Here is a 21,382-nt window from a genome sequence, read left to right as displayed (position 1 = left end):
CAGCCATAAGGACGACCCAGAGCGATGGAATTCGGACCTCACCTGATGCTGGCCGCCCTTGAGGGGGCGGTCACGGCAGCCATTCTTGCGCTGACCGCCATGGGGCTGAGCATTGTTTTCGGTGTGATGCGTGTGGTGAATGTGGCGCACGGGGAGTTCTACATGCTGGGCGCTGTGCTGGCGTGGTGGGTGGCCACCGTGTTGGGCACGCATCCGGCCATCGGGTTTGTCGCGGCGTTGATCATCGCGCCAGCGCTTGTTGGCGGGATCGCGATGGTGGCGGATCGGTTGGTGCTCAAGCGTGTGGCCTATGACGCGGACAGGACAATCGTGGCCACGATCGGGATGCTCTATATCATCCAGCAAACCACGCTGATGACCTTCGGCCCCGATGCACGGCCCGTTGAGCCGCCCTTCAATACACGCCTTGCGCTGCCATGGTTTGAATGGGGCGAGAACGGCTTTGCGATGTTCTGGCCCTGGGGGCTGAGCACGACGAGCTACAAGCTGTTCGTTATTGCCGCCGCGGCGGTGGTTCTGGTGGCATTGTGGTTGGTGATCACCCGGACCAAGGCTGGGCTGCTGATGCGCGCGACCCAGCAGGACAGTGAAACGGCGCAGGCCTTCGGCGTGCCCGTCGGGCGCGTCTATTCGCTGGTCTTCGGGCTGGGTGCTGGGTTGGCGGCCCTTGGTGCGGTCTTGGTGGTGCCCATACAACAGGCGCATTACCTGATGGGGCACGACCCGTTGTTGCTGTCGTTTATCGTGGTGATCATTGGCGGTCTGGGCAGTCTGCCCGGCACCGTCATCGCAGCGCTTCTGATCGGGATGAGCGATGGGATCATCTCTGTCTTTTTCTCCCCAACGCTTGCCAAGATCATTGCCACGCTGTTGGTGGCGCTGGTGCTGGTGTTCCGCCCGCAAGGCCTGATGGGGCGTGCGCAGACATGAAGGACGCCGCCAAGTCCAATGCCCTGCACTTTGGCGTGCTGGCCACGCTCTTGGTGCTGTTCTTCGTGTTACCCCCCTATCACGCAGGCAATCTGTCGCGGATCATGGTGCTGGCGATCTATGCGATGGGGTTCAATCTGGTTTTTGGCTACACCGGACTTCTCAGCCTTGGTCACGCGATGTTCTTTGCGGCGGGCATGTATGGCTTTGGCCTGACGGCGAACCTTGCCGGATGGCCGGTGGTGCCGGCGTTTGCTACCGGGATCGTCTGTGCGGCTGCTCTGGCTGCTGTTGTCGCGGCGCTTGCGCTGCGCACGGCGGGGGTATCGTTCATGATCGTCACGCTGATGTTCGCGCAGACGGCCTATCTGGTGGTGCTCTATTTCGGGGAATACACACGCGGCGATGAAGGCTTCGTGGTCCAAAAAGCCGCCCGCATGATCGGCGAGATTGACCTGACCACGGACACCGCCCGTTTCTTCGCGGCCTATATCCTCTTTGCGATCTGCTTTCTGGGCCTCGCGCGGGTCATCCAGTCGCGTTTTGGCCGCACGTTGGTGGCCATCCGCGAGAATGAAGAACGCACGCGGATGCTGGGCTATGATGCACAGCGGCACAAGCTCTATGCGATGATCCTGTCGGGGGCTGTGTCGGGTGTCGCTGGGGCGGCCTATGCGATGCTGTTTGGCTATGTGGGCGCGACCTTTGCGTCGGTGCAATATTCGATCTTCCCGCTGCTCTGGGTGCTTCTTGGCGGGGCGGGCACAACCATCGGGCCGCTCATTGGCGTGCTCTTCATGTTCTACCTGATCGACTTCTCCAGCTCTTTCACAAACGCCTACATGCTGATCGCGGGCGTGGCGCTGGTGTTGCTGACGCTCTTTGCGCCGCATGGGTTGGCGGGGCTTGTGCGCAGGAAGGTGTTCGCATGGCTGCCATGAACATCTTAGAGACCCGCGGGCTGACCAAGACCTATGCGGGGCTGAAAGCCAATACGGACATCAACTTCGTCCTCGCACGCGGCAAGGTTACGGCGTTGATCGGCCCCAATGGGGCGGGTAAATCGACCTTCGTGGGCATGGTCAGCGGACGCACCCCGGCCACCAGCGGCAAGGTGTTTTTCGAAGGGCGCGACATCAGCGCATTGCCAGCGCACAAACGCATTCAACTGGGGCTGGCCTATACCTTCCAGATCACCTCGATCTTTCCGGGGCTGACCCTGCATGAGAATGTAGCACTTGCGGCGCGGCGCATTCTGGGGGGCGATCCGGCAAAGACGGACGCCAAGGTGCGGTATGTGTTGGAACGTGTGGGCATCGATGACCGCGCGGATCAGATCGCCGGTGATCTCAGCTATGGCCACCAGCGGTTGCTGGAAATCGCCATGGGGCTGGCGCAGGAGCCGAAGATCTTCATTCTGGATGAGCCGACACAAGGGCTTGCTGAATCCGAAGTGCAGGATTTCATCAAGCTGATCCGCGATCTGGCGGGGGAGACGACGATCCTGCTGATCGAACACAACATGAAAGTCGTCATGGCCGCTGCTGATCACATCACGGTGCTGGATCAGGGCATGGTGCTGGCCAATGGCACGCCCGGGGAAATCCATGCCAATCCGGCAGTACAAGCCGCCTATCTGGGGACAGCGGATGCTTGAGGTGCAGGGCATCCACGCAGCTTACGGGCAAGTGCAGGCGCTCTATGGTGTGAGCTTCACAGCCAGACCGGGCGAAATCCTCTGCCTGCTGGGCCGCAATGGCGCGGGCAAGACAACCACGCTGAAGACGATCATGGGGCTGCTTCCCCTCAGCGAAGGGTCGGTCTCTCTTGAGGGGGAGGTGCTGAACCTGCTGTCGCCGCATGAAGTACCGAAACGCGGCATCGGTTACATTCCGCAGGGCCGTCGCTTGTTTCCTGAACTCAGCGTTGCGGAAAACATCGAAATTGGCCTGATGACCCGTGGAGAGGGGAAAGACACCCGCGATTGGGTGCTGGATCTGTTTCCCCGTCTGCGTGAACGGCTGGGGCAGGCGGCGGGAACCCTGTCTGGCGGGGAGCAACAGATGCTGGCAACCGCCCGCGCGCTGTGTCTGCGGCCAAAGGTGCTGCTGCTGGACGAGCCGACCGAAGGGTTGCAGCCCTCGATCATTGCGCTGATCCGGGATGTGGTGCTGAAGATGAAAGCCGAAGGCATCGCCATCGTGCTGGTGGAGCAGCGGGTGGAGACAGTCATGGCCATCGCCGATCAGGCGGTGTTCATTGAGAATGGTCGCAACGTGGACGCGATGAGCGCGGCGGAGTTGCAGGCCGATCCGGGCAAACTGAAAGCCTATCTGGGCGTCTGACGCCACATTCTGACGGGAGGGGAAAACATGTCAAAACTGGTGATCCGCAACATCGGGCAAATCCTGTCGGGCAAGCTGGAGGAGCCGATTTTCGATGGTCATTGCCTGATTGCCGTGGACGGCAAGATCAGCGCGTGGGGGGCTGAGGCAGACCTTGATTGCGAAGGGGCCGATACGGTGGTCGATGCCATGGGCGTAACCCTCGCCCCCGGCCTGATCGACAGTCACATTCACCCGGTCGTGGGTGACTATACCCCGCGCCAGCAACAGCTCCACTGGATCGATTCCACGCTACACGGGGGTGTCACGACCCTCATTTCGGCAGGCGAAGTGCATATGCCCGGACGCCCAAACGATGTGGTTGGCACCGTCGCCATGGCGATTGCCGCGCAGCGTTGGTACGAGAATTTCCGGCCCTCCGGGGTGAAGGTCCACGCGGGGGCTCCGCTGCTGCAAGCGGGGTTGGAGGAGCATCATTTCAAACAGATGTCCGACGCCGGTGTGCGGCTGATCGGCGAAGTGGGGCTTGGCACGGTGAAGGATGGCAAGACGGCCAACCAGATGATCGGCTGGGCGCGCAAATACGGGATGCAATCGACAATCCACACGGGCGGGCCTTCGATCCCCGGCTCGGGCCTGATCGACGCGGATATGGTGTTGGAAACGGGCACGGATGTTGTGGGCCACATCAACGGTGGCCATTCCGCGCTGCCGGATGATCAGATCGTCTGCCTGTGCGAGAACTGCAAGGCAGCGTTGGAGATTGTACACAACGGCAACGAACGTGCGGCTTTGCTGACGCTCAATACCGCGCGGGAGTTGGGCAAGCTCGATCAGGTGATCCTTGGCACGGATGGCCCTGCGGGGTCGGGCGTGCAGCCGCTCGGGATCATGCGCATGGTGGCGATGTTGTCCGCGCTTGGAAATGTGAAGGCGGAGGAGGCGTTCTGCTTTGCCAACGGCAACACCGCGCGGCAGCGTAAGCTGGATACCGGGCTGATCGAGACCGGCAAATGTGCCGATTTCGTGCTGATGGATCAGGCGCAGCATGCGCCGGGCAAGTCACTGCTGGAATCGGTGGAGCTGGGCAATCTGCCGGGTGTGGGCATGACGGTTATTGACGGCGTTGTGCGCAGCCTTCGCAGCCGCAACACCCCGCCTGCAAACAGGTTGCCGGAACTGGCCAAAGGGGTGATGGGCGTCTAACCAAGCTTGCGCAGCAGCTCCAGAAACGTCTGCCGTTCGGCCGCATCCAGCGGCGCGAGCGTTTCATCGGTAATGGCATGACCCATCGCCTTGAGGTCCTGAACCATGGCTGATCCCTTTGCCGTGAGCGAAATGATCGACCGCCGCTTGTCGTTCGGATCAGAGGTGGATTGCGCCAGCCCCTTGGCTTTCAGGCGGTCCACCACGCCCTTGATCGTCGCCACATCCATTGCTGTCAGCCGCCCCAGATGGTTCTGCGAGACCTCCCCCACCTCTGCAACCCGCAGAATGGTCGAGAACTGTGTGGGCGTCAGATTGTCGATGGCGTGCTTTTGAAAAATCACCGCATGCTGCTGGCTGGCCAATCGCAACAGGTAACCGACCTGATCTTCCAGCACATAACGCGCGGTGAGGGTGTCGGGGCTGTCTTCCATGCCTCACAATAAGGCGCAGGCGTGCTTTGACACAACCTCAAAGCTATTGCGCGCTCAGCGCAGGCCGTCTTCGCCCTTGGCGTCTTCATGGGTCAGTCCGCCAACGCGGGGCAGGGGCCTGCCGCTGTCAGTGACGGCGACGGCGACCATGATTTCATTCGCACGGGGGGCATCGTTCAGCCGCACTTCGATCCCGTCGAAATGGCTGCGCACATAGGCGGCGTCCTTGTGGCCCAGGGGCACATCAAGCACCTGACCGGGGCTGCCCATCTTCTTGGACGATGGCACCAGCGCTGCCCCTTTCTCCACCACCTTGCGCAAAGGCGCGCCCAGTTTCGGATGGAGGATCGCGGCGGCGTGTTCCAGCTCTCCGTTCTCGCCAACCATGGCAGACTTGCCATAGCTTTCGGCCTGCGCAGGTGTGATGCCAAGCGCGTCGACGCACCGCTGGCCGAGGATGCCACCCAGTTCCGCACCAATCTCCATCAGCGGTGTCAGGTCTTCGGTATAACTGCCCGCGAAGGGGTTGGCGATCACTGCAACGGCCACGGCCTTGCGGGTCTCGGGGCTGATCTGCCGCCCGGCTTCGATATGTGTCTCTTCGACGTTTATGGCGATCTTGCGAATGTTCAGGCTCATCTCAAACCGTCCTCCCCTTTGATGTCAGCAGCGTCCAGCCCGCCTGCGCGGTTGTGAATGCGGGCGCCCGTGGACATGACCAGCACCAAGACCAGTTCACCCGCGCGCGGTGTGTCGTTGCAGCCCACTTCCATCGCGTCAAAATGGCTGCGCACATAGGAGGCGTTGATATGCGTGATCGGCACGTCCAGCCGCGCACCGACGCCGCCGACCTTCTTGGTCGAGGGCACGATGGCATTTGAGTTGTCCAGCAACTGCCGCATCGCGTAACCGCCCGGCGCATGCCAGAGCGCGCCATGTTCCAATTCGCCCGCTTCCCCGACGATGGTGCCTTTGCCGTAGCCCTGCACCTGCTCCGGCCCACCCAGGGTATCGACCAGCCGTTGTGCCATCTGCAATCCGAGCGGTTTGAGGTCTTCCATGAAAGGCTGAATGTCTTCGACATAGCGGCCGGCGAACGGGTTTTCGATGATCGCAAGTGCGGCAGCGCGGCGTTGCGGTTTGTCAGGGGCAGGGCCGCCTTCATGAAAGATTTCTTCCACACTCAGCACGGTTTTTCGCAGGATTAGGTCAGGCATCGACAAGGCTCTTTTCGGGTAAGGTGAACGGGGCGGGGTTCAGCAGGCGTTTTTCGCCTTGCAGGAAGAGGGCAGCAGCATGGATCAGGCCACGTTGCGCAAATGCGCGGGCGCAGGCAAGGCCCGCGTCCAAGGCGCAGGCGCGGTCAGCGGCGTTCAGTGGGCCACATGCGGTGACAACGGGGCGTCTGCCCAGATCGCTGTCTGGCTGGATGTCTTCCGCAGCGCGTCGCGCTATGGTTGGATGTCCCGGCAGGTTCACCGCGTTGGCAATCAGCGTTGCGGCAACATCCGCCTGTGCCGCTGTTCCGGCCAGCACCGTGACGCTGTCTGCAATGCCAAGGCTCAGACTGCGGCCATGACGTCCGCTGGTGGCAATGCCGCGGATCGGGGTTTCCGCGTTCAGCCGCAGTGTTCCAAGGGGGTGGTTGTCGTGCGACGCCATGCCAAGCGTAAAGCTCTCTCCCGGTTCAAGATGCACGGCAATGTCCCCGCCGTTGTTCACATAGGCGCGCGCCGGTGTGCTGCCTGCAAGCATCGCCGCCAGAACGGTTTCCGCGACACTGCCCGCAACCGCTGCCATCGGCGTGACAAACCCTGCGCTTGCGTATGGTGCGGTGGCGCCGATCATGCGATGGGCGGTTTCGGTTTCGGCAGGGCTGGCGTCAACGGTCTGGGCAGAGCGCAGAAGGGGCAGTTGATCGACAAGCCCTTGCAAGACGCTCTCAAAACCTGCACGGGCGGCTTCAAACGCCCGGATGCGGTCCTGATCCGCACCGATGATCAGATCAATCGGTCCATGGTGCAGATGCAGCCGGGTGCCATCCGCCAGCAAAGCGGCCTGCGGCCCCATCACTCTTTCTTTCCTTTGTCCCAGCGGTAGTTCGCGCGCGCCATCGGATCGTGTCCCATGGCCTCACCCGACACTTTGCGGGCGGTATCAAGGCCAACCTGATCCACGGGCTGGACCTCCTCCATATACCCGCCCAGAAGTTCATAGTCGCGCAGCCGCATGGAAAACTCGATGGGGGCGACAAGGGCAGGGGTGGGGACATAGCCAAAAGATTCAGTTGGCATGTCCATCACATCCAGCATCACCGTGATCCCGCCACCGGGCCAGACATAGGCTTCGGCCCCGCCGCAGGACACATGGGTCAGCGACTCCTTGACCGACCGGGTCAGACGAACGGGGTTCTCCGTCACGCCAGCGCGCAGTGACCCGCCCGCGCCGCCCATAAACAGGACCGAACAAACAGAGGGTTCGCAATTCTCTGCAATGATGTCCGTGGAGCGTTTGAGGGCAGCGGGCATCTGCGCCATCTGCGGCTGCAATGCCGCATCCAGCTCATAATAGGCAAACTGCTCTCCAGTGGTGGAAACCATGAGCATCCGCAGCCCTTCCCAGGCGATCTTGGGGTTGAACGGCCCAAGGATCGTCAGCGGGTCATCAATGTCTGTGCCGCCCCAACCGGTGCCGGGTGCCGCCACCTGAAAATACCGTCCGGGGGTGGAGCGCCGCCCCTTGATCTTGATCCCTGTGGGCGGAATATCCAGCAGCTTGCCCGCTTGATGTTCGGACAACACGCCGGTGATGTGATCATCCACCACAACCACCTCATCCGCATGACCCAGCCATTGCTTGGCAAACATCCCGATGGAGGCCGACCCGCAGCCCACGCGCATCAGCCGTTCTTCCTCCCCGTTGATGATCGGCGCCTTGCCTGCTTCAACCACCAGCGTTGTGGCATGTTCTGCGTCACCAACAACCATCTCGACGGCTTGCCGGTTGCACAGCTTCAGCAGTGCATCGCAGGTCACGCGCCCCTCTTTCTTGCTGCCGCCGGTCAGATGCTCCACGCCACCAAGGCTCAGCATCTTGGAGCCATATTCGGAGGTCATCACATGGCCAATCGGTTCTCCATCAACATAGACCACATCACGCTCGTGGCCGATGTGGCGGTCGGTGTCGATCTTCACCTTCACGCCGCAGTAGGAGAATATCCCCTCGGTCACGACCGTGACCATATCCACACCTTCGACGTCCTGACTGACGATAAAGGGTGCAGGTTTGTAATCCGGATAGGTGGTGCCGGCACCGACGGCGGTCACAAAGGGACGTGCACCCTGCACGATGTCGCCGTCCCAGTCCTCAACCCCGCCCTCCTTGAGGAACGGCACCAGCTTTTGCGTGGTGTTTTCAATCACCGTCAGCGCATCAAGCCGCACCAGATCACCGTCGTGGTTGGCATAGCGGTCGCAGGCGCCGATCTTGCCCTCGGCGATGTAGCACATCACCGGACAAGCGTCGCAGCGGATCTTTTCAGGGCGGTCGGCTCTGTTCATCGCTCCAGCCCCTTGATAGCCGCGCGCACCCTGTCGGGTGTCGCGGGAACACGGGTGATGCGTGCGCCGGTCGCAGCATAGATGGCGTTCAGGATCGCAGGGGCGGTCGGGATCAGCACATGTTCCCCCAGCCCCTTGGCGCCGTAGGGGCCATGGGCGTCAGGTTCTTCGATGATCAAGGTCTCAATCGGCGGGATGTCCCCAATCGTGGGGATCAGGTAGTCGTGCAGGTTTTCAGTGCGCCCCGGCAGATATTCCTCCATCAGCGCCATGCCGAGGCCCTGGGCAATGCCGCCCTGCACCTGTCCTTCGACCAGCATCGGATTTATGGCCTGCCCCACATCATGGGCGGCCACAAACTTCAGCGGCTTGACGGTGCCCATCTCGGGGTCGACTTCAACCACCACCAGATGCGCGGCATAGCCGAACTGCGCATAGGGTTCGCCCTGACCGTTTGCATCCAGCGGTTTTGTGGGAGGGTCATAGGTTTCCTCAGCGCGGAAGGCGAAACCTTCGCTGTCGGTCTCAACCGTGCCAAGATCGAAGGTATGAACAGTGCCCGCGTCCGTCGCTGTGATCGCGCCATCGGCAATCTCAAGCGCTGCTTCGGCGGAGACATTCATCCGCTGCACAATCGCCCGCCTCAGCGCCTCGCCCGAGAGCCGGGCCGCATTGCCAGAGACATAGGTCTGACGGGAGGCGGACGTCTTGCCCGCGTCCGGCGTCACATCGGTATCCGGCCCGACGATCTTGATCTGGCCCACCGGTATGCCCAAGGCGGTTGCAAAGATCTGGGCAATCACCGTGTTCGCCCCTTGGCCAATGTCCATCGCCCCCTGATGCAACACGACCGTTCCATCCGCCCTCACGCCTGATTTGATGGTCGATGGGTTGGGCAGCGAGGTGTTGCCGCAGCCGTACCACCCGGCTGCAACGCCAACGCCGTACCGCGTGTTCTTGCCGGAGGTGTTGTGGTCTGTCGCGGCGGCCCGCTCGGCTGCCCAGGCGGGTTTCAGGGCTTCCAGACAGGCTTTGATGCCCACGCCTTGGCTGAAGACCTGCCCGCAAACCGTGGGCATGTTGTTGGTCAGGGCGTTGTGGATGCGGAACGCCAGCGGGTCCATTCCAAGCTTTTCCGCCAGAGCGTCGAACAGGCATTCCTGCGCAATCGCGGATTGCGGCACGCCAAAGCCCCGAAAGGCTCCGGCGGGTGGATTGTTGGTGTGGATACCTGCGGATTCCGCACGATAATCGCCAATCCTGTAAGGCCCGGAAGCATGGACAGGCACACGGTTGGCCACTGTTGGTCCCCAGCTGGCATAGGCGCCGGTATCAAAGGCGCCATAGAAATCAAACCCAAACAGCGTCCCGTCGCGCTGCGCGCCAATACGCAGGCGTATGTCGGATGGATGCCTTTTTGTCGTGCTCTGCATCGACTCGGTCCGGGTATAGGTCAGCCGCACGGGTTTGCCGGTCTTTAACGCGGCAAGCGCCAAGTAGGGCTGAACGGAGATGTCCAGCTTGGAGCCAAAACCGCCTCCCACCGCGCTGGGCACAATGCGGATTTTGCTGCGGTCCATGCCAAGGATGATCTCCAGCGCTTCGAGGTCCATCACGGGGGCCTGTGTGCAGGCATGCACTTCCACCCGGCCCTCCACGATTTCGGCAAAGCCTGCTTCCGGTTCGATATAGGCGTGTTCGACAAAGCCGCTCTCAAAGTGGCCTTCGACGGTGACATCGGCGCGGGCGAGGGCCGCTTGCGCATCGCCCGATTGGACAAAACCGCCGCACATGACATTGCCCCCACGACCCTGATGCAGTTGCACGGCTCCCTCTGATTGAGCGCTGTGAATGTCGCAGGCGGGCGGGCGCTCTTCCCAGGTGACAGGGAATGCGGCTGGGTCCAGGGCGTTGATTGCTTCGGGGGTGCCGATGACAGCTGCAATGGCCTCCCCACGGAACCGCACCTCGGCCTCGGCAAAAACGGGCTGGTCGACGAACTGAGGAATAACGCCAAAGGCATTGTGTCCGGGGATGTCAGCAGCGGTCAGAACAGCCTCAATGCCGTTCCGGCTGGCAATAAACCCCTCCAGATCGCCAAGAGTGAATCCGGCCCGCGCAAAGGGCGCGCGGATGATGAAAATCTCAAGCGTGCCGGGGGGAGCGATGTCATCGCCAAAACGTTCGTGACCGGTGATCTTGTCCGCCCCATCAATGCGCTTGATCGGGTCACCGACATTGCCGCGCGCGTTCTGGGTTGTTGGGGCCGCACCGCGCACCGCGTCAATGATCTTGCGATATCCCGTGCACCGGCACAGCACACCGCCCAAGGCATCCTGCACCTCCACTTCCGCTGGTGTGGCGTTTTTCCGCAGCAACGCCACGGCGGAAACCATCATGCCCGGTGTGCAGATGCCGCATTGGGCTGCCCCCTGTTCGGCAAAGCGGGTGCCCAATGCCTGCGCAACCGGGTCAGACCTGTGCAGGCCAGCCGCGGTTTCAATGTGATGCCCTTCTGCCTGATGGACCGGGGTCAGGCAGGCACAGACCGGGGCGCCGTTCATCAAGACCGTGCAGGCCCCACAATCACCCGCGTTGCAGCCGATCTTTAAATCCCGTGCGCCCAGGGCCTCTCGCAGGACGTGCGACAACCGTTGTCCGGGCTGGGCAGGTGCCGATACTGCGACGCCGTCAAGCGTGAACTGCACCATGGGAATACCGTGCGGGTTATTCATGGCCAGCCGCCCGCGCGATGGCCCGCGCACATTGGGTTGCGACAACCTCCTGACGGAAGGCCGCCGTGCCGCGTACATCCGAAATCGGCGAAAGAGCAGAAAGATGCGCCGGGTCCACTTCCGCCCTGCGTGCGTCCTGGCCGATCAAAGCAGCCTCCAGCGCGGGCAAACGTTGTGCTACCGCAGAACAGGCGCCAACGGCTACGCGCGCCTGTGTGATTTTTCCCGCCGCGTCGCAGCTGACCGAGGCCGCCGTCATGGTGATGGAAATGACCAGATACCGGCGGCTGCCAAGCTTCTCAAAGGCAGATCCCATGTCTTGAGGCGGTGTCGGGATGCTCACGGCGGTGACCAGTTCATCTTCCCTGCGTGCCGTCTTGCGCACGCCAGAGATGAAATCGCGCAAGGGCACCGTCCGCGTGCCGTTTTCTGCGCTGGCAAGTTCGACTTCGGCATCCAGTATCAACAGCGGCGGCACGCCGTCCGCGGCAGGGGAGGCGTTGCACAGGTTGCCGCATAAGGTCGCGGCGTTCTGGATCTGGACGCTGCCGACCTCCCTCGCGGCCTGTTTCAAGGCGTCAAACCCGGGTGGTAGGCTGGCGCGGATGACGTCCGTCCATGTGGTTGCCGCACCGATGCGCCAGCCTGCCTCAGTCCGGTTTATTCCCCGCAGGCCGCCGATCCGGGTGATGTCCAGAAAACGATCAGGCGTTTGGCCTTGCGCCATCGCGGGATATACATCCGTGCCTCCGGCAATCACCTTGCCGCCCCCCTGCGCTGCAAGGCGCAGCGCTTCATCCAGCGTGGCGGGAGCGTGATAGGACAAGGGCAGAACCTCATGATTGTTTGTGTGCGAATGATAGGAAGCAGTGCGCGCTGTTGTCAAACCTTTTTGATTGGGGTGGCGGTAGACACTCTTGCGGCGGAACTTTAGAACCTGAGGTATTGTTGACGTAAAGGAAAGACACCCCATTCTGCCTGAATTGGCGCCTGTTTTTATGACACAGACTTTTCCACTGACCCCTATTCAGCAGGGCATGTTCGCAGGCTCGACGCTTGCCGCACGGCCGTGGCTCTATGTCGAACAGGTTGTGGTCGATATGCCGGGGGAGCAGATTGACGCCGATGCGATGGCTGATGCCTGGCAAGGATTGATGCAAGCCCATCCGGTCCTGCGCATACAGATCATTGCGGAAGCGGGTCAAACACCGGTCCAGCGTGTCGTGCCATCGGCAAAGGTTCTCATCGCGGTGCGTGATCTGTCCGATCTGGATCCAGTTGCTGCGGCTCAGGCCTTTGATGATTTCATCGCGCAGGACCGCGATGCAGGTATCGATGCGACCACCGCGCCGGGGTTCCGCGTGACGGTGTTCAGGATCGCAGCAGATCACAGCAAACTGGTCTGGACCTTTCCGCATACGCTGCTGGATGGACGTAGTTTCGCCCCGCTGTTGGCCGAGGCATTTGACCGCTATGAGGCGATCCTTGCAGGCAAGCCCGTGTCAGCGGAGGAGGTCATCGCAACCCCGCGCTTTCAGGAACATTGCACATTGCTCGCGCAGGTTGGGCATGAGGAAGGAACCCGGCATTTCGCGCAGGCGCTGGAAGGCTGGGAAGGCGGTGAGGGTCTGGTGCGCGACGGGGTGGAACCGGGGCGCAAACGCTTTGAAGAACGGCACCTGACGCAACAGGAGACCGCGGCAATTGGCCGGATCGCGCAACGCACAGGGGTGGCCATCAGCACGGTGATCATGCTGGCGTGGGGCGTTGTAACCGCACGTCTTGCGGGACGTGATGACACGGTCTTTGGCAATACGCTGAACGGTCGCAATCTGGTCTCCGGCTCCGCTGATGCGCCGGGGTGTTTCATCGTGACGGTGCCCATGCGGCTGCATCTGACGGGGGACCTGACGCTTGGCACGGCGCTCAAACGGATGCGTGCCAACCAGATTGCGTTGCGTCCCTATGAGCAAACGCCGCTGACCACCATTCGACAGCATCTGGACATCCCGCTAGGACGGCAGATCTTTGATACGCTGGTGATGTTCGACCGGACAAGCCTGCAAGACCAGATGCAGGCGCGTGGCGGGGCGTGGGATACCCGGCACGTTTCCTTGCTTGAAGAAGGGGATGCGCCGATTACGCTGGCTGCATTCTGTTCGGATGAGACGCATCTGACGGTCGAATACGACCCGGATCAGGCGCCCAAAGGGGCCGCCCTTGCCGATCATCTGCTGCACTTCCTGCGCAACCTCGACGGGGCCACCGCCACCCGACCCCTGGGATCAATCTCCATGCTGAGCGCGGGCGAGGAGACGCGGCTGCGTGCATTGTCCGGTGGGTCTTTGCAGCAAGCAGCGGACAAGCGATGCTGCGCCACCCTGTTTGAAGAAATCGTTGCGCGCCAGCCGGATCATCCGGCGCTGGAGCAGCCGGGGGAGGCCCCCCTGACATTCGCCGCACTTGATAGGCTTGCCAATCTTCGGGCGCATGACCTGATCGCAGCCGGAATTGCGCCCGGAGATACCGTTGGCATTTGCGCGGCCCGCAGCCCTGCGTTTGTCATCGCGCAGCTGGCCATATGGAAGGTCGGTGCCGCCTTTGTGCCGATGGACCCCAGCTATCCGGCGGATACGTTGAATATCATCGCGCAGGACAGTGGGGCAAGGCTGATCCTGACGGACAGCGCGGCCCCCGATCTGGTGGGCGCAACACGTGACGTGAGCGCGCCCTTTGCCGACCCTCTGGCCGAGACACCACCTTCGCGGGATGGAATGGCGTGGGACCGTCTCGCCTATGTCATTTTCACCTCCGGCTCCACCGGGCGGCCCAAGGGGGTGATGGTCTCCCATGCAGCTCTCAGCGCGCACAGCCGCGCGATCATCCCATTGCTGGGCCTCACCGCGGCGGACCGGATGCTGCAATTTGCAGCGCTCAGCTTTGATGTCGCAATTGAAGAGGTGATGGGCACGCTCCTTGCCGGGGCGACGTTGGTTCTACGTACAGTGGAGATGTCGCAATCAACCGACATTTTTCTCGAACAGGTACAGCACCTTGGCATCACGGCGCTGAACCTGCCCACCGGCTTCTGGGTGGCGTTGACGGATGCGCTGGAAACCACGGAGGCCGCGTTTCCGGATCAGGTGCGCGTCTTGATCGTCGGGGGGGAACGTGTGCCGCTCTCCGTCCTGCGGCGCTGGCGCGACCGGGTGCCGGACGTCCGGTGGCTGAACGGCTATGGCCCGACCGAAACGACGATCACCTCAACCGCCCATGCGGTGACAGATGCGGATCTGACAGGCGACAGCGTGCCGATTGGATTGCCACTGTCCCATGCGCGGGGGTGGATCATCGCGGCGGATGGCGCACTTGCGCCCGAAGGCGCTGAAGGGGAGTTGAGTTTTTCTGGTCCAGCATTGGCCGAAGGTTACGTTGGCCTGCCGGACCGCACGGCAACCTCTTTCGCCAAGGCGCGTTTTGATCCCGATATTGACCGCCTTTATGCCAGTGGTGATCGGGCCGTGTGGAAACGGGGATTGCTGCACTTCATCGGGCGGGTTGACCGGCAGATCAAACTGCGCGGGTTTCGGATCGAACCGGGTCAGATCGAAGGTGTGCTGGAAGCGCGCGATGAAATCGGTCGCGCCCATTGTGCGCTCCACACCCCGGACAAAGGACAGCCTCGGCTTGTTGCGTGGTATTCTGCGGCGTCGCAGGAAGACGCCCCGCCGCCGCATCTTGTCCGTGACATGATCAAGGACGCGCTGCCGCCGCATATGATGCCGGAACTTGTACCGATCACCGCATGGCCGCAGACCCCCGGCGGAAAAGTGGCGACGGACCAACTGCCGCCACCGACTGCCGCCGATACGGTTGAGCCGAGCGACATCGAAGACGCCTCCCCGCTGACCAAAGATGTGGCAGCTTTGTTTGAAGACCTGTTGCAGACATCAGGCGTGGGGCCTCAGACTTCCTTCTTTGATGTGGGCGGGGATTCCCTGTCGCTGTTGCGCCTCCTGCCGCAGGTTGAGCGAAAATTCGGCGTGCGCCTGAAACCGACCGCGCTCTATACCGATCCCACGCCGCGTGGAGTGGTGCGGGCCTTGCAGGAACAGGAAGCCGATCCGTTGGTCGTGATCCCGATCCAACCAGACGGCGCGCTGCCGCCGCTCTATGGTGTGCATGTGTTGGGGGACAACGGGTCGTTCTTTCGCCCCCTGGCGGCGGAACTTGGGCCGAACCAGCCGGTTTTCGGCCTGACCGTTGGGTTGCTCAGCGCAGACACGCCAACTGAAGTGGCAGATATTGCCCGATTTTACCTTCAGCAAATCGAACGCCACTACCCGACAGGTCCGCTGTCGCTGATCGCGGTATCCGCCGGCAGCTATGTGACCTTTGAACTGGCCCACCAGCTTCTGGCATGTGGGCGTGACGTGCGGGCATTGATCCTGCTGGACGCCGAAGGCCCCGGCGGCAGAGCGCGGTTGGGTCGGGCAGGACGATTGGGCGTGCACATGCGTGCGTTCAGCAAGCAAGGGATGTCCTATGTGGCCCAAGTGAAAGAAAAGCGGGCTGAGGCGAAAACCTATGCCGAAGCGCAGGCGCGTCTTACGTCTGAGGCAGATCGGGATGAGGCAGCTGCAATCGACAATGTCGCTGATTTTGTCGCTGCCAACGCGCTTGCCATCGAAGCTTACGAGCCGCAGCCCTATCCCAGACGCCTGACGATTTTCCGCGCGGCTGATGACAAATTCGACAGCCCCAAGGCGCGTCAGACCGGGTTGGGTTGGAAACCCGTGGCTGCGGCGGGGTTTGATATCACTGACGTGCCCGGTGACCACCTTGGGATATTGGAACCGCCGAATGTCTCAACCCTCGCCGCGCAGGTAGCATACGTTCTGAAACCACGCGACGAGGATGAGGCGTAACAGGCAGGCCCTCGGATCAGATGATCTGTTCCAGCAAGGTGCGGGTGTTTTCTGCCGTCATTTCAATGGGGTTCCCGCCGGTGCTGGGATCGCTCAACGCGCCTTTGACAATGCGGTCGATGTCCGGGTTCTCAATGCCCAGTCCGCGCAGCTTCTTCGGAATGCCAAGATCGGCGTTCAGCCCATCGACAAAGCCGCAGAACCCGTCAAATCCACCGTCGATATCCAGGTACCGTGCGGCCATGTCCATACGCGCGGCAATGGCAGAGCTGTTGAATTGAAGCACCGCAGGCATGCAGACCGCATTCGTTGTGCCGTGGTGGGTGTGATAGATCGCGCCAATGGGATGCGACAGGGCATGGATGGCGCCCAGACCCTTCTGAAAGGCCGTGGCCCCCATGGCTGCTGCTGACATCATCTGCGCGCGTGCCTCAATGTCGGAGCCATCGGCATAGGCGCGGGGCAGGTAGTCCTTGACCAAGCGCATGCCCTCAAGCGCCATGCCCTGGCTCATCGGGTGGTAATGGGGGGAGGAGAACGCCTCCACACAATGGGCAAATGCGTCCAATCCGGTGCCTGCGGTGATGAAGGGCGGCATGCCCACAGTCAGTTCAGGGTCGCAAATCACGACGGCAGGCAGGAACTTGGGGTGGAAGATGATCTTTTTCTCTTCCGTGACCGAATTGGTGATGACCGACGCGCGCCCCACTTCAGAGCCGGTGCCGGCCGTGGTCGGCACGGCGACGATGGGCGCGATGGCGTCTGCGTCTGCGCGGGTCCACCAATCGCCCACATCCTCGAAATCCCAGATCGGCCGCGTTTGCCCGGCCCAGAAGGCCACCAGCTTGCCCAGATCAAGTCCCGACCCGCCACCAAAGGCGACAACACCGTCATGCCCGCCTTCCTTGAAGGCTTTCACGCCCGCTTCGGCGTTCTTTTCATTCGGGTTTGGGTCCACATCGGCAAAGATTGCCCGGCCCAATCCGGCTTTCTCCAACAGGTCCAGTGTGCGGGTGGTGATCTCCATCTCTGCCAGGCCGCGGTCGGTGATCAGCAGAGGTTTCTTGATGCCCGCCACAGCACAGGCGTCGGCAATTTCAGATATACGGCCCGCGCCAAAACGGATGGCGGTGGGATAGGACCAATTCGCAGTCAGGCTCATGTCTTTAAGCTTTCTTGAGGTGATATGATTTTGGACGGGTCAGCGTGTGATAGCCGATCACGGACAACCCTCCGCCCCGCCCGGTGTCTTTGCAGCCGGTCCAGCACAGGGCTGGGTCCAGATAATCGGCCCGGTTCATGAAGACCGTGCCGGTTTCAATTTGATCGGCAATGGATTCTGCGCGTGCCACGTCATTGGTCCAGACAGAAGCCGTCAGGCCAAAGTCACTGTCGTTCATCAACGCGATGGCTTCGGCGTCGTCCTTGACCGCCATGATGCCCACAACGGGGCCAAAACTTTCCTCGCGCATTACCCGCATGTCATGCGTCACATTGGTTAGGATTTGTGGCATTAAGTAGGCACCGCCATCTTTTGGGAACAATTTCGGCGCAATATGCGCCTTTGCACCCGCCGCGATGGCCTCTGCCGTTTGCGCGCGCACTTCATCGGCGAACCGCGCCTGCGCCATGGGCCCCAGGGTTGTTTCAGGGTCCAGTGGATTGCCCAGTTTGTAGCCGCTGACGATCTCCACCGCTTTGGCAACGAAGGCATCGAAGTGCTGCTCGGCCACATAGATTCGCTCAATCCCGCAGCAACACTGGCCGGAGTTGAACATCGCTCCGTCAATCAGCGTTTCGGCCGCGGCATCCACTTCCGCGTCGTCGCAGACGTACCCCGGATCCTTGCCGCCCAATTCCAAACCCAAACCGGTGAAGGTGCCGCAGGCGGCGGCTTCCATCGCTTTGCCACCGCCGACAGAGCCGGTGAAGTTTACAAAGCCAAAGGCGCGGGTAGCGATGAGGTCAGAGGTGGTCTGGTGATCCAGAAAGACGTTTTGAAACACCGCTTCGGGCACACCTGCGGCATGGAACGCCTGCGCCATACGTTCGCCCACCAGCGGCGTTTGGCTGGCGTGTTTGAGCATCACAGCATTGCCCGCAATCAGCGCAGGTGCCACGGTGTTGATGGCTGTCATATACGGGTAGTTCCACGGCGCCACGACCAGCAGAACGCCGTGCGGCACACGCTTGATCACGCGGCGGAAGGCATCGCTGTCCTCGATTTCAATCGGGGCGAGGGCGTCTTCTGCGATTTCTGCCATATAGGTGGCGCGTTCGTTGAAGCCGCCAAACTCCCCGCCATAGCGGATGGGGCGGCCCATCTGGTGCGCGAGTTCCGGCACGATCTCATCGTTCATCGCGCCGACGTTGGCGACGCCCTTTTGCACCCGCGCAATCCGCTCTTCCAGCGGCAAGGCCGCCCAGGCGGCTTGCGCTGTCTTCGCCGCATCCACCGCGGCGCGCGCGGCATCAGCGGACAGCGTCTCACGCTCCGCGTAGACCGATCCGTCAATCGGTGAAATACATCTGATCATGCCCGCTCAAACCCCCGTGCGATTTCCCAATCCGTGACCACCCGGTCAAATTCTTCCTGCTCCACCTCCGCGCAGCGGGTGTAGTGGTCCATCACATCGTCCCCAAACGCCTCGCGCAGCATGGCTGACCTGCGCAGGGTTTCGATGGCCGTGCGCAGGTTCTGCGGAATATCCGCCGCTTTGGCGTCTTCATACACATCGCCCGTGGTGGGCGGGGCCAGCTCCATCTCATTCTCGATCCCCTTGATCCCGGCAGCCAGCATCGCGGCCTGTGCCAGATAGGGGTTCAGGTCTGACCCACCGACACGGCATTCCACCCGCACGCCCTTGGTGCCATCGCCGCACAGGCGGAAGCCTGCGGTGCGGTTGTCCACCGACCAGACCGTCTTGGTTGGCGCAAAGGTGCCTTTGGCAAAGCGTTTGTAGCTGTTCACATAGGGCGCAAGGAAGAACGTGTAGTCGGGCGCGTAGGCGATCAGCCCGGCCATGTAGTGTTTCATCAGTTGCGACATGCCCAGATCGTCGCTGGCGTCATAGAACATCGGTTGCCCGTCCTGCCACAGCGATTGGTGCACGTGGCTGGAACTGCCGACCTTGTCGTGATGCCACTTGGGCAGGAAGGACGCGGCATGCCCATGGGCGTTGGCGATTTCCTTGATGCCGTGTTTGGCGATCGTGTGGTGATCGGCACAATCGAGCGCGGCGGCATAGCGGATGTTAAGCTCTTCCTGCCCGGTCTCGGCTTCGCCCTTGGAATTTTCAATCGGCAGACCGGCGGCATAGAGGTGATTGCGAATGGGCCGCATCACATGCTCTTCCTTGGTGGTTTGCAGCATGTGGTAGTCTTCGTTGTAACCAGAGATTGGCGTCAGATTGCGATAGCCATCGCGCCGGATGTCGTCGAAACTCTGCTCAAACAGGAAGAATTCCAGCTCCGTCGCCATCATCGCGTCGAACCCCATGTCGGCCAGACGCGCGACCTGTCGTTGCAGCATGGCGCGGGGGGAATGGGGGACGGGCAGGTGGCTGTGGTGATCGAGTATGTCACACAGCACCATCGCGGTGCCATCAAGCCACGGCACGGGGCGGATCGTGGCAAGATCCGGTTTCATCACATAATCGCCATAGCCTGACTGCCAGGAGGTGGAGGCATATCCCTCCGGCGTGCCCATCTCCAGATCGGTGGCGAGCAGGTAGTTGCAGCAATGGGTTTCCTCAAACGAGTGTTCGACGAAGTTCACCGCATGGAACCGTTTGCCCATCAACCGCCCCTGCATGTCGACAAAACAGGCCAGCACCGTGTCGATGCTGCCATCATGGACGCGGGATTTCAGATCGTCAAAGCTCATTATGCCGGGCATGGGGCTACCTTTCTAAAATTTAGACAACAAGCGACACGGCAAAACCGCCGATAAGGAAGTAACTGATGACGCAGAATACCCAACGAAACTGGCGATATTCTGGGCCAAGTTTTCCTTGAACGATGCCACCGACTAGTGCCGCCGGGTAAAGCGCAACAAAGGCGACAATTAATACGAGAATGGCGGACATTTTAGCTCCAGTTTCACTCTTCTTGGTAGCTTGGGGGACGGCATGAACCGCCCCCCTTTAAGGTCAGGTATAGCGGTACGGACGGCCCGCTTTTTCCATATCCTCGTTATACTGTTTGAAGATGTCGACCACCTTGCGCTTGGTCTCGCTTTCAGCGGCGATCTCCTCCCAGAATTCGCGGGCCGCGCTCTCAACGGTGGCCCATTCTTCATCGGGGATTGTGGTCAGCTTCAGTTTGTCACCGTTCACGCGCAGGCGCGCTTCGCCACCCCAATACCAATGCTGGCGGTAGTAATGCGACTGCTCGCAGCAGACCTGGAACAACATCTGCAAGTCTTCGGGCAGCTCGTTCCAGCGGTCCATGTTGGCAAAGAAGTGCCCGATCCACGCGCCGGAGATGTTGTTGGTGAGGAAGTAGTTGGTCACATCCGCCCAGCCGACGGTGTAGTCTTCGGTGATGCCGGACCATGCGATGCCGTCCAGCTCGCCCGTTTGTACGGCCACTTCGATGTCTTCCCACGGCAGGTTCACCGGCACGACGCCGAACTGGCTGAGGAAACGACCCGCCGTGGGGAAGGTGAAGATGCGCTTGCCCTTCAAATCCGCAAGGCTGTTGATCGGATCTTTCGTGGCAAAGTGGCAAGGGTCCCACGCGCCGGCAGAGATGTGCTTGACGCCAACGGCTTCGTACTCTGACGCCCAGATCTCGTTCAGGCCGTACTGGTTGAACAGCACTGGCACATCCAGCGAATAGCGTGAGCCGAAAGGGAAATACCCGCCGAAGACGGTGACTTCGGTGGGGGACGCCATGCTGTCATCATCCGACTGCACCGCGTCAATCGTCCCGCGCTGCATGGCCTGGAACAGCTCGCCTGTAGGCACCAGCTGATCGGCGTAGAACAGCTCGATCTGCATCCGGTCGCCCGCGATCTGGTTGAACATCTTGATGGCTGGATCAATCACCTCAGCGGCCAAAGCGGCCCCTGCATAGGTCTGCATCCGCCATTTGATCGTGCTTTGCGCCAGCGCCGGTGTGGCAAGGGCGGCCGGGGCGGCAACGGCGGCCCCTTTGATGAATGTACGTCTTGTCGTCATGGTCTTCTCTCCTTGTTTAAGGTTGTGCCGGTTGGCCCGG

General features: G+C 61.5%; 18 protein-coding genes. 6 read left to right on the top strand and 12 right to left on the bottom strand.

What is annotated here, in order from left to right:
• Positions 1–24 precede the first annotated feature (24 nt).
• The 5 genes from Q1A91_RS02865 to Q1A91_RS02845 are packed head-to-tail and all read left to right on the top strand — an operon-like array spanning position 25 to position 4,502.
• Entirely contained in the window at positions 25–951 is a 927-nt protein-coding gene (locus Q1A91_RS02865; protein ID WP_299872534.1) for a branched-chain amino acid ABC transporter permease, read from the top strand.
• The gene (locus Q1A91_RS02860; protein WP_299872532.1) at positions 948–1,892 is read left to right on the top strand and encodes a branched-chain amino acid ABC transporter permease; all 945 of its coding nucleotides are present in this window, start codon (positions 948–950) and stop codon (positions 1,890–1,892) included. The genes Q1A91_RS02865 and Q1A91_RS02860 overlap by 4 nt, the downstream gene beginning before the upstream one ends.
• Complete coding sequence (locus Q1A91_RS02855) at positions 1,889–2,608, top strand: ABC transporter ATP-binding protein (protein WP_299873683.1); 720 nt, start codon at positions 1,889–1,891, stop codon at positions 2,606–2,608. The genes Q1A91_RS02860 and Q1A91_RS02855 overlap by 4 nt, the downstream gene beginning before the upstream one ends.
• A complete protein-coding gene (locus tag Q1A91_RS02850; protein ID WP_299873680.1) occupies positions 2,601–3,296 on the top strand; it encodes an ABC transporter ATP-binding protein in 696 nt (231 codons plus the stop codon). The genes Q1A91_RS02855 and Q1A91_RS02850 overlap by 8 nt, the downstream gene beginning before the upstream one ends.
• Positions 3,297–3,323: 27 nt before the next feature.
• Positions 3,324–4,502, top strand: coding sequence for an amidohydrolase family protein (locus Q1A91_RS02845; RefSeq protein ID WP_299872529.1), 1,179 nt, complete (start codon positions 3,324–3,326; stop codon positions 4,500–4,502).
• On the opposite strand, the gene Q1A91_RS02840 is transcribed toward Q1A91_RS02845, so the two are convergent.
• From Q1A91_RS02840 to Q1A91_RS02810, 7 genes are read right to left on the bottom strand one after another with little or no spacing between them, the layout of a single operon-like run.
• Positions 4,499–4,936: a MarR family winged helix-turn-helix transcriptional regulator gene (locus Q1A91_RS02840; RefSeq protein WP_299872526.1), complete on the bottom strand. Its 438-nt coding sequence runs from the start codon at positions 4,934–4,936 to the stop codon at positions 4,499–4,501. The genes Q1A91_RS02845 and Q1A91_RS02840 overlap by 4 nt on opposite strands.
• Before the next feature lie 54 nt (positions 4,937–4,990).
• Positions 4,991–5,575: an amino acid synthesis family protein gene (locus tag Q1A91_RS02835; RefSeq protein ID WP_299872523.1), complete on the bottom strand. Its 585-nt coding sequence runs from the start codon at positions 5,573–5,575 to the stop codon at positions 4,991–4,993.
• Positions 5,572–6,153, bottom strand: coding sequence for an amino acid synthesis family protein (locus Q1A91_RS02830; protein WP_299872519.1), 582 nt, complete (start codon positions 6,151–6,153; stop codon positions 5,572–5,574). Before Q1A91_RS02830 ends, Q1A91_RS02835 begins: the two co-directional genes overlap by 4 nt.
• A complete protein-coding gene (locus Q1A91_RS02825; protein WP_299873678.1) occupies positions 6,146–7,006 on the bottom strand; it encodes a UPF0280 family protein in 861 nt (286 codons plus the stop codon). The genes Q1A91_RS02830 and Q1A91_RS02825 overlap by 8 nt, the downstream gene beginning before the upstream one ends.
• Positions 7,006–8,496, bottom strand: coding sequence for a 6-hydroxynicotinate reductase (locus tag Q1A91_RS02820; protein ID WP_299872516.1), 1,491 nt, complete (start codon positions 8,494–8,496; stop codon positions 7,006–7,008). The genes Q1A91_RS02825 and Q1A91_RS02820 overlap by 1 nt, the downstream gene beginning before the upstream one ends.
• A complete protein-coding gene (locus Q1A91_RS02815) occupies positions 8,493–11,207 on the bottom strand; it encodes a molybdopterin-dependent oxidoreductase (protein WP_299873675.1) in 2,715 nt (904 codons plus the stop codon). The genes Q1A91_RS02820 and Q1A91_RS02815 overlap by 4 nt, the downstream gene beginning before the upstream one ends.
• Before the next feature lie 16 nt (positions 11,208–11,223).
• The gene (locus tag Q1A91_RS02810; RefSeq protein WP_299872514.1) at positions 11,224–12,057 is read right to left on the bottom strand and encodes a xanthine dehydrogenase family protein subunit M; all 834 of its coding nucleotides are present in this window, start codon (positions 12,055–12,057) and stop codon (positions 11,224–11,226) included.
• 172 nt (positions 12,058–12,229) lie between these two features.
• Between Q1A91_RS02810 and Q1A91_RS02805 the strand changes: the two genes are divergently transcribed.
• Complete coding sequence (locus tag Q1A91_RS02805; RefSeq protein ID WP_299872511.1) at positions 12,230–16,159, top strand: amino acid adenylation domain-containing protein; 3,930 nt, start codon at positions 12,230–12,232, stop codon at positions 16,157–16,159.
• A 16-nt stretch (positions 16,160–16,175) separates the two neighbouring features.
• On the opposite strand, the gene Q1A91_RS02800 is transcribed toward Q1A91_RS02805, so the two are convergent.
• From Q1A91_RS02800 to Q1A91_RS02780, 5 genes are all read right to left on the bottom strand, one after another.
• Positions 16,176–17,321, bottom strand: a complete 1,146-nt coding sequence (locus Q1A91_RS02800) for an iron-containing alcohol dehydrogenase (RefSeq protein ID WP_299872508.1) — start codon at positions 17,319–17,321, stop codon at positions 16,176–16,178.
• 4 nt (positions 17,322–17,325) lie between these two features.
• Positions 17,326–18,696 (bottom strand): aldehyde dehydrogenase family protein, encoded by a 1,371-nt coding sequence (locus tag Q1A91_RS02795; RefSeq protein ID WP_299872505.1) that lies wholly within the window; start codon positions 18,694–18,696, stop codon positions 17,326–17,328.
• On the bottom strand, positions 18,693–20,057 hold the full coding sequence (locus Q1A91_RS02790) for a glutamine synthetase family protein (protein WP_299872502.1): 1,365 nt from the start codon (positions 20,055–20,057) through the stop codon (positions 18,693–18,695). Before Q1A91_RS02790 ends, Q1A91_RS02795 begins: the two co-directional genes overlap by 4 nt.
• A 19-nt stretch (positions 20,058–20,076) precedes the next feature.
• Positions 20,077–20,247 (bottom strand): hypothetical protein, encoded by a 171-nt coding sequence (locus Q1A91_RS02785; protein ID WP_299872499.1) that lies wholly within the window; start codon positions 20,245–20,247, stop codon positions 20,077–20,079.
• 63 nt (positions 20,248–20,310) lie between these two features.
• Positions 20,311–21,342, bottom strand: coding sequence for a TRAP transporter substrate-binding protein (locus Q1A91_RS02780; RefSeq protein ID WP_299872495.1), 1,032 nt, complete (start codon positions 21,340–21,342; stop codon positions 20,311–20,313).
• Positions 21,343–21,382 lie beyond the last annotated feature (40 nt).

Origin of the sequence: uncultured Sulfitobacter sp. (genome assembly GCF_947500075.1) — a bacterium.
GTDB lineage: Bacteria > Pseudomonadota > Alphaproteobacteria > Rhodobacterales > Rhodobacteraceae > Sulfitobacter.
Note: the sequence above shows the minus strand (reverse complement) of the source record. Positions and strands in the feature narration are given on the sequence as shown.

Coding starts and splice junctions, on each gene's coding strand:
- Q1A91_RS02865 (WP_299872534.1), top strand. CDS start 25: ATGGAATTCGGACCTCACCTGATGCTGGCCGCCCTTGAGGGGGCGGTC.
- Q1A91_RS02860 (WP_299872532.1), top strand. CDS start 948: ATGAAGGACGCCGCCAAGTCCAATGCCCTGCACTTTGGCGTGCTGGCC.
- Q1A91_RS02855 (WP_299873683.1), top strand. CDS start 1,889: ATGAACATCTTAGAGACCCGCGGGCTGACCAAGACCTATGCGGGGCTG.
- Q1A91_RS02850 (WP_299873680.1), top strand. CDS start 2,601: ATGCTTGAGGTGCAGGGCATCCACGCAGCTTACGGGCAAGTGCAGGCG.
- Q1A91_RS02845 (WP_299872529.1), top strand. CDS start 3,324: ATGTCAAAACTGGTGATCCGCAACATCGGGCAAATCCTGTCGGGCAAG.
- Q1A91_RS02840 (WP_299872526.1), bottom strand. CDS start 4,936: ATGGAAGACAGCCCCGACACCCTCACCGCGCGTTATGTGCTGGAAGAT.
- Q1A91_RS02835 (WP_299872523.1), bottom strand. CDS start 5,575: ATGAGCCTGAACATTCGCAAGATCGCCATAAACGTCGAAGAGACACAT.
- Q1A91_RS02830 (WP_299872519.1), bottom strand. CDS start 6,153: ATGCCTGACCTAATCCTGCGAAAAACCGTGCTGAGTGTGGAAGAAATC.
- Q1A91_RS02825 (WP_299873678.1), bottom strand. CDS start 7,006: ATGGGGCCGCAGGCCGCTTTGCTGGCGGATGGCACCCGGCTGCATCTG.
- Q1A91_RS02820 (WP_299872516.1), bottom strand. CDS start 8,496: ATGAACAGAGCCGACCGCCCTGAAAAGATCCGCTGCGACGCTTGTCCG.
- Q1A91_RS02815 (WP_299873675.1), bottom strand. CDS start 11,207: ATGGTGCAGTTCACGCTTGACGGCGTCGCAGTATCGGCACCTGCCCAG.
- Q1A91_RS02805 (WP_299872511.1), top strand. CDS start 12,230: ATGACACAGACTTTTCCACTGACCCCTATTCAGCAGGGCATGTTCGCA.
- Q1A91_RS02800 (WP_299872508.1), bottom strand. CDS start 17,321: ATGAGCCTGACTGCGAATTGGTCCTATCCCACCGCCATCCGTTTTGGC.
- Q1A91_RS02795 (WP_299872505.1), bottom strand. CDS start 18,696: ATGATCAGATGTATTTCACCGATTGACGGATCGGTCTACGCGGAGCGT.
- Q1A91_RS02790 (WP_299872502.1), bottom strand. CDS start 20,057: ATGCCCGGCATAATGAGCTTTGACGATCTGAAATCCCGCGTCCATGAT.
- Q1A91_RS02785 (WP_299872499.1), bottom strand. CDS start 20,247: ATGTCCGCCATTCTCGTATTAATTGTCGCCTTTGTTGCGCTTTACCCG.
- Q1A91_RS02780 (WP_299872495.1), bottom strand. CDS start 21,342: ATGACGACAAGACGTACATTCATCAAAGGGGCCGCCGTTGCCGCCCCG.